Origin of the sequence: Kitasatospora sp. NPDC004615 (assembly GCF_042873545.1) — a bacterium.
Taxonomy (GTDB): Bacteria; Actinomycetota; Actinomycetes; order Streptomycetales; family Streptomycetaceae; genus Kitasatospora.
This window is the reverse complement of the sequence record NZ_JBIALQ010000006.1, coordinates 383631-393372: the sequence shown is the minus strand read 5'-3', so window position 1 is coordinate 393372 and position 9742 is coordinate 383631. Positions and strand designations below refer to the sequence as shown.

The 9742-nt window shown below is 72.2% G+C and carries 10 protein-coding genes; 4 read left to right on the top strand and 6 right to left on the bottom strand.

Annotated elements, in window-relative coordinates; genetic code table 11:
* Positions 1-113: 113 nt before the first annotated feature.
* Positions 114-1280, bottom strand: a complete 1167-nt coding sequence (locus ACFYS8_RS22920) for a PP2C family protein-serine/threonine phosphatase (protein WP_387643497.1) — start codon at positions 1278-1280, stop codon at positions 114-116.
* A gap of 178 nt (positions 1281-1458) precedes the next feature.
* Positions 1459-2673 (bottom strand): cytochrome P450, encoded by a 1215-nt coding sequence (locus tag ACFYS8_RS22915; protein WP_387643495.1) that lies wholly within the window; start codon positions 2671-2673, stop codon positions 1459-1461.
* A gap of 107 nt (positions 2674-2780) precedes the next feature.
* Here ACFYS8_RS22915 and ACFYS8_RS22910 point away from each other — a divergent pair, with 107 nt between their 5' ends.
* Both ACFYS8_RS22910 and ACFYS8_RS22905 read left to right on the top strand, forming a co-directional pair.
* Positions 2781-3140: an arsenate reductase family protein gene (locus tag ACFYS8_RS22910; RefSeq protein ID WP_387643493.1), complete on the top strand. Its 360-nt coding sequence runs from the start codon at positions 2781-2783 to the stop codon at positions 3138-3140.
* 102 nt (positions 3141-3242) lie between these two features.
* A complete protein-coding gene (locus tag ACFYS8_RS22905; RefSeq protein WP_387643492.1) occupies positions 3243-4091 on the top strand; it encodes a siderophore-interacting protein in 849 nt (282 codons plus the stop codon).
* A gap of 37 nt (positions 4092-4128) precedes the next feature.
* On the opposite strand, the gene ACFYS8_RS22900 is transcribed toward ACFYS8_RS22905, so the two are convergent.
* The 4 genes from ACFYS8_RS22900 to ACFYS8_RS22885 are packed head-to-tail and all read right to left on the bottom strand — an operon-like array spanning position 4129 to position 7190.
* Complete coding sequence (locus ACFYS8_RS22900; RefSeq protein ID WP_387643490.1) at positions 4129-4971, bottom strand: hypothetical protein; 843 nt, start codon at positions 4969-4971, stop codon at positions 4129-4131.
* Entirely contained in the window at positions 4955-5851 is an 897-nt protein-coding gene (locus tag ACFYS8_RS22895; protein WP_387643488.1) for an aldo/keto reductase, read from the bottom strand. Before ACFYS8_RS22895 ends, ACFYS8_RS22900 begins: the two co-directional genes overlap by 17 nt.
* Positions 5848-7035: a cupin domain-containing protein gene (locus ACFYS8_RS22890; protein WP_387643486.1), complete on the bottom strand. Its 1188-nt coding sequence runs from the start codon at positions 7033-7035 to the stop codon at positions 5848-5850. The genes ACFYS8_RS22895 and ACFYS8_RS22890 overlap by 4 nt, the downstream gene beginning before the upstream one ends.
* Positions 7036-7049: 14 nt before the next feature.
* A complete protein-coding gene (locus tag ACFYS8_RS22885; protein ID WP_387643484.1) occupies positions 7050-7190 on the bottom strand; it encodes a hypothetical protein in 141 nt (46 codons plus the stop codon).
* Between the two features lie 273 nt (positions 7191-7463).
* On the opposite strand from ACFYS8_RS22885, the gene ACFYS8_RS22880 reads away from it, so the two are divergent.
* Together ACFYS8_RS22880 and ACFYS8_RS22875 are read left to right on the top strand one after the other, a co-directional pair.
* Complete coding sequence (locus ACFYS8_RS22880; protein WP_387643483.1) at positions 7464-8840, top strand: helix-turn-helix domain-containing protein; 1377 nt, start codon at positions 7464-7466, stop codon at positions 8838-8840.
* Between the two features lie 45 nt (positions 8841-8885).
* Complete coding sequence (locus ACFYS8_RS22875; protein WP_387643481.1) at positions 8886-9569, top strand: RibD family protein; 684 nt, start codon at positions 8886-8888, stop codon at positions 9567-9569.
* Positions 9570-9742: the final 173 nt, after the last annotated feature.

Here is a 9742-nt window from a genome sequence, read left to right as displayed (position 1 = left end):
GGCCGCGCGGGCGAGTGCGGGGCGGCTCAGGCCGCGCGGGCGAGTGCGGGGCGGCTCAGGCCGCGCGGGCGAGTGCGGGGCGGCTCAGGCCGCGCGGGCGAGTGCGGGGCGGCTCAGGCCGCGCGCAGGGCCAGCACCGCGACGTCGTCGGTGAGGGTGCCGGCGTGGCGGCGGACGTCCCGCTCCAGGAAAGCGACCAGGGTGTCCGGGTCGGTGCCGGGCAGGGTGCCGAGCCGGGCCGCCAGCGGGTAGAACTCGCCGTCGCGGTCCCGGGCCTCGGTGACGCCGTCGGTGCACAGCAGCAGGCTGTGCCCGGACGGCAGCGGCACGGTGGTGGGTTCGGCGGCCGGGCCGAGGGCGAGGTGGCCGAGACCGAGCGGGAGGTCCTCGGCGCAGCGGACGGCGGCGACCGTGCCAGGGGCGACCAGCAGCGGCGCGAGGTGGCCGCGGTTGACCAGGTCGAGCCGCCCGGTGTGCCGGTCGTGCTGGAGCAGCACGGCGGTGACGAACAGCTCGCCGTCGCCGCGCTGCTCGGCCGCCCGCCGTACCTGGCGGTCGAGTTGGGCGGCGAGTTCGCCGAGGTCGGCGGTCTCGTGGGCGGCGATCCGGAACGCGCCGATGACGTCGGCGACGGTGCGCACCGCCTCCAGGCCCTTGCCGCGCACGTCGCCCAGCAGGATCCGGGTGCCGTGCCGGGTCTCGCACACGTCATACAGGTCGCCGCCGATGCCGAAGTCGGCCTCCGCGGGCCGGTACAGCCCGGCGGCCCGCAGTCCCCCGACCCGGGCGGGGACGGGGTGCAGCACGGTGTGCTGGAGGGTGTCGGCGACGGCCCGCATCCGGACCAGGGCGCGGGCCTGGCGGCGGCGCTGGGTGGCCAGCCCGGTGCCCATCACACCCGCCAGCACGGTGGCCAGGTACGTCCACAGGTGGTGCTGTTCGTGCAGGTGGCCGGAGCGCAGCGCGAGCAGCGCCTGCAGGCCGACGGTGAGGACGGTCGCGAGGGCCACCATGACGGGGCCGGCGCTGAACGCGGCGACCACGGGCAGCACGGTCAGCAGGAAGCCCGCGGCGACGGACCGGGGGACGGACTCCTCCAGCGCCAGATCGGCGACCAGCAGCAGGGCCGGCAGGGCGCGCGCCCAGGTGGGGGTGCGCAGCGCCTCGGCCATCGCGGCCTCCCAGCGGGCGGTGGCCTCCCGGCCGTGCTGGTGGCCGCGGTCCTCGTCGCGGTCCTCGTCGAGGGCGACGCGGACGGGCGTTGCGGTGGGCGCGGGCATGCTGACCTCCTCAGGCGGGCGCCCGGGGTGGGTGCGTCTCCGCAACCATCGTCCCGTGCCGTCCGTCGGGACCACCCCTTGCCAAGGTCCCGACGGGTTGGGCCGTTCGGCCCGATTCGATCATATTTCAACCACTTGCGTGACCTGTGTCACCGCCGACGACAGGTCAGCGACGTGGTCAGCGGCCGGTGAGCGTGACGGGCAGCGTGCGGAAGCCCCGCAGCACCAGCCGCTCGCGGCGGACGGCCGGACCGGCGGGGGCCAGCGCGGGGAAGCGGCGCAGCAGGGCGGGCAGCGCGGTGACGGCCTCCAGCCGGGCGAGCTGGGCGCCGAGGCAGTAGTGCGGGCCGCCGCCGAAGCTGAGCAGCCGGCCGCCGCCGCGGGTCGGGTCGAAGCGGTCGGGGTCGGGGAAGCGTCGCGGGTCGCGGTTGGCGGCGCCGATCAGCAGCATCAGCCCGGTGTCCCGCGGGACGGGCTCGCCGCCGACGGCGGTGCCGGTGAGCGCGATCCGGGAGGTGAGCTGGACGGGCGAGTCGAACCGCAGCACCTCCTCGACCAGCGCGGCCGGGTCGAGCGTGCCGTCGCGCAGCTGCGCGGCGGTGCCGGGGTGCTGGAACAGCAGGGCGAGGGCGTTGCCGAGCAGGTTGCCGGTGGTCTCGAAGCCGGCCACCAGCAGCAGCGCCAGGTTGGCCAGCAGTTCGGTGTCGGACAGCCGCTGCTGGTCGGCGTCGGCGGTCGCGACCAGCGCGCTGACCAGGTCGTCCTTCGGGTCGGCGCGCCGGAGGGCGGCCAACTCGGTGAAGTACCGGGAGAGTTCATCGGCGGCGCGGTCGGCGGCGGCCAGCTCCTCGTCCCCGACCAGGAACTCCAGGGTGGCGGTGAGGTCGGAGGCCAGCGGGCGGAACAGGTGCCGGTCCTGCTCGGGGACGCCGAGCAGTTCGCAGATCACGCCGATCGGCAGCCGGAACGCGAAGGCGTCCAGGAAGTCCACCGGGCCGTCGCCGTGCTCGGCGAGTTCGTCGAGCAGCTGCTCGACGGCGGCGGTGACGGCGGGCGCCAGGGCGGCGACCCGGCGCGGGGTGAACAGCGAGGAGATCAGCGAGCGCATCCGGCCGTGGGCGGGCGCGTTCCGTTCCAGGATCGAGTCGCCCAGCAGGGTCTGGCCCGGGTGGTCGAGGTAGTCGGGTTGGAACTGGACGCTCACCTCCGGCTCGATGACGCCGAAGGCGGGGCTGCGCAGGATCTCGTCGATCTCCTGGTGGCCGGTGACCATCACGATGTACTCGTCGCTGCGCACCGTCGGCCCGAACGCGCGCAGCCGCTCGTACAGCGGGTACGGGTCGCGGGAGCCCTCCGGGCCCATCAGCTCGTTGACGATCGTGGCGACGTCCATGCAACTCCCCCGTCAGCAGTCGTACTTATCTGTCCGCTGCGGAACGGCCGGGCGGCGCGCCCGGGTTCCCGCCGCCCGGGCGGGGCCGGTCGGTAGGGTGGCCGGTCATGGAGATCTGGATCAACCCGCGGTGCAGCAAGTGCCGCACCGCCCTGGGCGAACTCGACGCGGCGGGCGCCGAGTACACGGTGCGCCGCTACCTGGAGGAGCCGCCGACCGCCGCCGAACTGACCGAGGTGCTGGGCCGCCTCGGCCTGGAGCCGTGGGACGTGGCCCGGCTGGACGAGCCGGTCGGCAAGGAGCTCGGCCTGCGCTCCTGGGGCCGGGAGGACGCCGACCGGGCGCGCTGGGTCGAGGCGATGGCCGCGCACCCGGCGCTGATCCAGCGCCCGATCATCACCGCCGACGACGGCTACACGGTGATCGGCCGCACCGAGGAGGCGCTGAAGGACGTGCTCTCGCACTGACGGGTTTTGCCGGCCGGGGCGCGGTGACAGCCCGCTGACAGCGTGCTGTGAGCGGGCCCCGGCAGGCTGGCCCGGCCACCTCCGATCCGACAGGAGCCCGCCGTGTCCGACCTGCCGATCCGCCGCCTGACCGTCACCGCCGTCCGCCGCCCCACCCCGCGCACCGTCCGGGCCAGTTTCGCGCTGCCGCCCGGCGAGTTCGCCCTGGCCGGGCCCGACCAGCAGGTCAAGCTGTACTTCCCGCGCCCCGGGCAGGACTCCCCCGAGCTGCCCGCGGCCGCCCCCGGGCAGGACCTGATGGACTGGTACCGGGCCTGCCACGCCGTCCCGGAGCACCGCCGCCCGTGGATGCGGTCCTTCACCGTCCGCGCCCACGACGCCGAACTGCACACCGTGGACGTCGACTTCGTGCTGCACGGCGACGGCCCGGCGGCCGACTGGGCGGCCCGCGCCCGGCCCGGGCAGGTGCTGGCCATGTTCGGCCCCTCCCCCGAGTTCGCCCGCCCGTTCCCGCTGGACGGCGGCCGCCCGCTGCTGTTCGCCTGCGACGAGTCGGCGCTGCCCGCGCTCGCCACCCTGGTGGAGGCCCTGCCGGCCGGGGCCCGGGCCCACGCCTGGATCGAGACCGCCGGCCCCGAGGAACAGCAACCCCTGCGCGGCTTCGGCGAGTTGACCGCCCACTGGGTCCACCGCGACGGCGCCGCCCCCGGCGAACGTCTGCTCGCCGCCGTCCGCACCGCCGAACTCCCCGCCGACCTGGAGCACGCCTGGCTGGCCGGCGAGGCCGGCACCGTCCGCGCCCTGCGCCAGCACCTGCTGACCGAGCGCCACTTGGACCGCGCGAACATCCACTTCACCGGCTACTGGCGCCACCGCCTCACCCAGGACGACGCCCCCACCCCCGAAGACCTCGCCGACGCCCAGGAGTTGCTGGCCCAGTACGGGGGCTGACCCCGCTGATACTGTCCGGCCCAGTACGGGAAGTACGTCAGATCGTGGTGCCGAGCAGGACCGAGGCCCGCTCGCGCAGGGGCGCCTCCAGGTCGAGGTTGTCTCCGCGCTGGACGGTCTGGAGCAGCATGGTGATGACGACCAGCTCGGAGAACCGGCCGGCCGGGGTGGTGAGCACGTGGCCGAGGTGGCGTCGCAGCTGGGCGGCGGTCTCCGGTACCAGCAGTGAGTAGGTGTGCAGCATGGCGGCGTCAAAACCGACCGGCGCGACGCCCCACCCTTCCCAGTCGAGGACCGACAGAGAGGGCGCGGTGAGGTTGGCCCAGTGCAAGTCGCCGTGAGCCGTGCTCCAGGCCGGGACCGTCGTGTCGACGGGTACGCCGAGGAACTGCGGCATCGCCCGGTCCAGGTACTCCTGCCGAACGGCTACCCGGCTGGTCCAGACGCCGGCCACCAGGTCGAGCGCGCCGGCCAGCCCAGCCCACCAGGCGGCATCAAGGGCGGGCTTGTCGCGGAGCACCGGTCCGTCCACTGTGACCGTGCGGTTCGGCACCGGGTCGTACAGCTCGGCCAGGTAACCGTGCTCGCCGTCGGCCCAGGTCAACCGGCGGCGCAGCCGGGGCCGCGGAACGTCCGACGGCATCGACAGCTCGGCCGCCATCGGGCCTTCCCAGAGCTTGCCGTCGGCCTTGTCGGCCGGCACGGAGACCAGCCGCAACCAGCCATCGCCAGTCGGGGCGGCGACCAACCGGCTCAGGGTCCGACCGCGCCAGCCCCAGGATTCGGCGCCGCCAACGGCCTGGGCCTGGAGTTGGACAGTTACCTCGGCATGGGCCTGGCGCATCCGGTCGACGACTTCGGGCTCAGGTACCGAGTACATCGACAACCCTCCGCATGACGGCTTCGGACAACTGCTGCCCGTTCACGGTGGCAGCAGCATCGGTCCAGTGTCCCGTGTTGCCCGTGGACAGCAGCACACGCCGCACACCTGGGGCCGACGCCACGACAGCCAGCCCGGCCTGCATCGGCGAACTGCCCGGGCGGATCAGCTCGGCCAGCTCCGGAGTGACCAGCTTCGGCACCTCACCTCCGTGCAGCGGTGCCGAGGCGAACACGTCCAAACCGGCCGCCTGGGCCTCGGCCAGCACGCCGCCGCCGTCAAGCGCTTCCGCGATGGCGCTCAGCTTCACCACCGACAGCGGGAGTTGGACGGCCCGCAGGTGGTGCTGCGGGCCGCCGGCCCTGGTCGCCAGATCGACCAGCAGCGGCACGTTGAAGACTCCGTGGGAGAACCCGTTCCAGGTGGCCACGCCGTACGCATGGATGAGCCGGTGGGCACACGCCTCCTCCAGGGCCGCGAAGGCGATGTACAGGCGTTCCCGGATCCGGTGGGGCTCGCAGTGGTGCTCGGGGTTGTGCAGGAACACCACGTCGGGCACGCGGCCCAGCGCGCGCCAGCTCCGCTCGATCTGCCAGGCGACGTACGCGGCCGTCAGGTTGTGGCCGCTGTCGGCCTCAGCCCCGGTGAGTACGCCGTCCTTCACCGCCCGATCCCGCAACAGGCGGGGGACGAACCCGACCTTGGTCGACACCTTGATCTGCGGGTTGTCGCCGAGCACCTGGAACAGCGCGGCCTCGGCCCGGCCCCGGTCGTAGTTGGGTGCAGTGTCGATCCAGTCGGCCGCGTGGGCCGCCGCCAAGGCGGCGGCCCGTTCCACATCGGGACAGCGGTAGGTGCCGAGGCCGAGCTGCACCGTCACCGGGCGGTCCTCACCGCGGCCGCCTGGCCGGCGACCAGTTCGTTCACCGCTCCGGCGGCCTGCTCGATGGTGAGGCCGGCCACGACCGCCAGTTCGCCCAGACTGTGCGTCGAGCCGTCCAGCAGTGGTTGGAGCAGCGGTAGCGCCTTCGCGGCAAACGTCCATTCCTCGCCGCCTGCTGTCAGCTGGGCGCTGCCATCCGGCAGAGTCGACAGGTTGGCCCGCGCGACCACCAACTGCACCAGCAGATCGGGCTGAACCGGAACACCGGTGACGTACGGCAGCGACGGTGCCAGCCGGGCCGACTCCGTGGCATCGCGCGCCAGGCCGAACCGGCTGATCAAGTCGGAACTGGTCAGCTCGTCGGCCACCAGCTCGGCGATCCGGTCCAGGAACTCGCGTTGCTCGGTGTCGGTACCGAACCGCGGTACGTCGGTCCGGACGACCTCGTGGCCGCGCAGCACCTCGGACAGCCAGGTGATCAGGTCGGCGCCGGTGGTGGTCTGGAGCCCGCAGGTCACGTGCAGTGAGTACTGGCCCTCGGACGCGGCGACCGCGTGCCACCAGCCTCGGGGCAGGTAGAGCACGTCGCCCGCCGTGAGCACCAGGTCGGCCACCGGCTGCTCCGGCGGTTCCTCGGGCGCAGCGACATCTCGGTGCATCGGGGCGTTACGGGTCGGACCGTAGAGCTTCCAGCGCTTCGCGCCGTCGAGCTGGATCACGATCACGTCGTGGTCGTCCCAGTGGGTGCCGAAGCCCTCGGTGCCGGTCCAGGAGCCGTACAGATTGACCTGCACAGCAGTGCGGAGCCAGCTCTCCAGATGCTTGGCCAGGCGCCCGATGCCGGGGTGCAGTTCATCTACGGCGTCGACCACCAACGTGGCGCCACTGGCCAGTTGCTCGTGGAGCGAGGAGGGCTGAAGCCGGTGCCAGATGGTGCTGCGGCGGGTGACGACCGGCCGCGAGTAGCGAAACGCCGGTACCGGGTCGCCGTCCATCGCCAGCCGGAACCGGGGGGCTTCGAGCCGGTGGTGCGTGAGGATGTCGTTGAGGTCATCCCAGCTCACCAGTCCGGCGACCGACGCGGCGTCGCCGCGCGCAACGTGGTAGCTGCGGCCGAGCGTCCGGGCGAGGAACCGGTCCCCGCCCAGACGCTGGGCCACCGAAAGGATCTCGGTGGTCACAGTGGTGTCAGCCGTCAGTCGTTGGTGTCGGTGACGCCGGTGGAGCCACCGTCCGACGGCACCTCGAAGCGGGACCGCGCCGCGGTGACCTGACGGCGGGCGACCAGCAGGCCGTCCTCCTCCAGCTCGGTGGAGGACGTGAGGTTCTCGGGCATGAGCTGTACCCCTCTCGCGCTAGTGGAACGACTTCCGAGTCGGCAGAAACCGGCTCGGTCGGAGCTTCCAGCCCTGGACTGCCCCAGCAGCCCAGGGCTGGAAGTCGGTGCCGGATCATCAGCGTTGTCCGGCAGAGCTCTACGAAACCGCCGCCAGAAAGCTTGGACCAGGGGAGAATTGGCGCACCGATGTGGCATCCATGTGGCACAGGTGAGCATGACCAGGGCGGATGCCGGACGGACGAATCAGTCGTGGTGAGCAGGGAGACCTGAGTGACGACGAAACGGGACAAGTTCGCCCAGCGTCGCCGCGCCATGGGCTTCACCCAGGAGGGGCTTGCTGAAGCTCTCACGGTTGACCGGTCCACCGTCGTCCGCTGGGAGAGCGGCCGGGGTGATCCTCAGCCGTTCCAGATGCCACGGCTGGCCCTACTGCTCCAGGTCACCGCCACAGAACTCGGCGATCTGCTGGCCCCGCCACCGACCAGCGTGCCGCTCCTCTCCCGGCAGACAGCGGTCGCCTTGCACGACGCAGAACCGGTGTCACCGGGGGCGGTCCCGGACCCGGCTGAAATCGGCTCGGCGATGACGCTCTCCGACGGTGAGATCCGGGTCGGCTGCCGGACCTCGGACGGAAGGATCATCTTCGTGACGATGCCGCGCCGCGCTCTGCTCCGCTCGGCTGCCGGCGTGGCTGGAGCAGCAGTACTCCCAGCGGCGGCAGTTGCACCTGCGCCCGGCTCTCGGCTCGTACTGTCGCCCGACGTGCATCCGGTCGAGAACCTGCGGCAGCTGCGGAAGTCACTGGTCGCATGCGACAACGTGCTCGGACCGCGCCAGGTCGTAGCCAGCGCCCAGGAACACGTCCGGTTGATCCAACAGCTCCGCCGCGAGGCCTCGGGCCGCGACCGACTCGACCTCATGCAGGTCCAAGCCGAGTACGCCGAGTTCTGCAGTTGGCTGTTCCAGGACAGTGGTGACCACCGAGCCGCTCAGTACTGGGCGGACCGGGCTGTCGACTGGGCGACCGCTGCTGGTGATCACGACCTGACCGTCTACATCACCGCCCGCAAGGCGCAACTGGCCGGCGACATGCGGGAATCGCTCGATGCCGTCGACCTGGCCGAAGCAGCCCGGAGGATTGCCCCACCTCGGAGTCGGCTGACGGCGCTCGGTGCGGTCTACGGAGCGCATGGGCATGCGCTGCTCGGCGACGAGCCGGCGTGCCGGCGCGCGTACGACCAGGCCCTGGAGCTGGTCGGTGTGCCGAGTGAGACCGGCGTGAACCGCGGTCATTGGCTCAACGCGGCCTACGTCGAAGCCCAGCGGGCCCGGTCCTGGGCGGTGCTGGGCCGGTACGGTGCCGCCGTGGCCGGCTTCGACCAGGCGATCCGGGCGCTGCCCGCCTCGTTCCGACGCGACCGTGGTGTCTACCTGGCCCGGTCCGCCGGTGCCCAGCTCCGCGCCATCGGTCCCGAGCGGGCCGCAGCCACCGCATCTGAAGCCCTGTCGATTGCGACCAGCACAGGGTCCTCCCGGATCTTCGCTGAACTGGTCTCACTGGAAGGCAAGTTGCAACCGTGGTCAGCGGTGTCCGAGGTCGCGGAGTTCCGCGAAGCCCTCGACGGCGTGATGCTCCATGAAGTGTGATCACCCTGGCGGCACCCACGCCGCCCTAGCGAGAACGGAGCCACGATGGCCGAGCGCCCCTTCGTCCTGCTGAGCGTCGCCACTTCGGTGGACGGGTACATCGACGACACCTCGCCGCAGCGACTGCTGCTGTCGAACTCGGACGACTTCGATCGCGTGGACCAAGTGCGGGCCGAGTCGGACGCCATTCTCATCGGCGGCAACACCCTCCGCACCGACAACCCGCGACTCCTGGTGAACAGCGATCAGCGTCGCGCAGCTCGGGTTGAGGCCGGCAAGCCGGAGTACCCGCTCAAGGTCACGATCACGGCCGGCGGCGACCTGGACCGCGACCTGAAGTTCTGGCACTTCGGCGACAAGAAGGTGGTCTACACGACCGACGTCGGCGCGCTGAAGCTGCGCGACACCCTGGACGGCTTGGCGGACGTGGTGAGCACCGGCGACACGGTGGACTTCGGCCTGATGCTCGAAGACCTGGCAGTGCGCGGCGTGCAGCGACTCATGGTCGAAGGCGGCGGCCAGATCCACACGCAGTTCCTGAGCCTCGGCCTGGCCGACGAGATCCACTTGGCCGTGGCGCCGTTGCTGGTGGGCGAGGCCGGCGCACCGCGCTTCGTCCACCCGGCCGAGTTCCCGGGCGGCAGCACTCGCCGGATGAAGCTGCTGGGCGCCGAGACAGTGGGCGACGTGGTGCTGCTGCGCTACGCCCCGAAGGAAGCCGGGGCGTGAGCGGCACCGAAGCTGACCTTCGCAGCGCACGGAACGACAACTGAGTCCGAGTGGTGCACACAGGTTCGCACGCACCGGAGCACTCGGATCAGCACTCGGACACGGGTCGGCTTCCCAGTCTTCGGGGCAGCAGGGATCGGTTCACCCGTCGAAGCAGGAACCGGCCCACGTCG

Coding starts and splice junctions, on each gene's coding strand:
- ACFYS8_RS22920 (WP_387643497.1), bottom strand. CDS start 1,280: ATGCCCGCGCCCACCGCAACGCCCGTCCGCGTCGCCCTCGACGAGGAC.
- ACFYS8_RS22915 (WP_387643495.1), bottom strand. CDS start 2,673: ATGGACGTCGCCACGATCGTCAACGAGCTGATGGGCCCGGAGGGCTCC.
- ACFYS8_RS22910 (WP_387643493.1), top strand. CDS start 2,781: ATGGAGATCTGGATCAACCCGCGGTGCAGCAAGTGCCGCACCGCCCTG.
- ACFYS8_RS22900 (WP_387643490.1), bottom strand. CDS start 4,971: ATGTACTCGGTACCTGAGCCCGAAGTCGTCGACCGGATGCGCCAGGCC.
- ACFYS8_RS22885 (WP_387643484.1), bottom strand. CDS start 7,190: ATGCCCGAGAACCTCACGTCCTCCACCGAGCTGGAGGAGGACGGCCTG.
- ACFYS8_RS22875 (WP_387643481.1), top strand. CDS start 8,886: ATGGCCGAGCGCCCCTTCGTCCTGCTGAGCGTCGCCACTTCGGTGGAC.